Here is a 666-nt window from a genome sequence, read left to right on the forward strand (position 1 = left end):
GCATTGATGCACGCAGATACGAACCCTTGGGCGATCTAGTTAACAACGATTCTTCATGGACCAGCCGATCGGCCAGGGGATTCGTCTTAGCTACTTCGACCGGCAGTGTAATCGTCCGAATCTTCGAAATCAAAGCCATCGCTGGTGGTTGTTCAACTTGCAAAACAAATTCATGTTGTGCAAGTTGGACAGCCACCAGGGATGTCTTTTACTTCCAAGGTCCAACAATTACACTGCCAATCGAAGCAGCCAAGATGGATCCCCTAGGCGATCTGATGTCCCATCAATTGTTACCATAACTCTATAACCTAAACACTCCAAGCCAATTTAAAGGGTCGATCAAATTTGCACCGATTCGAATTGGCTTGCCTTCTTGAATTCTAGATATACATTAATTGTCTTTGAATGAGAATTTGAAGGGTAGATCAATTTTGAATGGGCAGCTAGGCTTTGGAAATATCAATGTATGACTTTCAATTAATATTTCTCGGTTAGGGTTATGATTAGGTGTAATCGCCGTGTAATCACCGTTTCTGTTTAACTCTATATGTTATCCTTTAAACATAAACGTTTCCCTTTAAACATACAAGTTTCTGTGTAATATATATTTGTACTCTTTACATAAAGATGTTTATGTTTACATATAACCGTTTGTGTTTACATATA

1 protein-coding gene is annotated in these 666 nt (G+C 39.0%); it reads right to left on the reverse strand.

Translation table 11 applies throughout. From position 1 onward, the window contains the following. The coding region (locus ACFIK8_RS11785; protein ID WP_375669534.1) for a hypothetical protein at positions 1 to 196 on the reverse strand (196 nt) is incomplete at its 3' end. Between the last annotated feature and the right edge of the window lie 470 nt (positions 197 to 666).

The organism is Bartonella sp. MR168JLCBS, assembly GCF_042194175.1.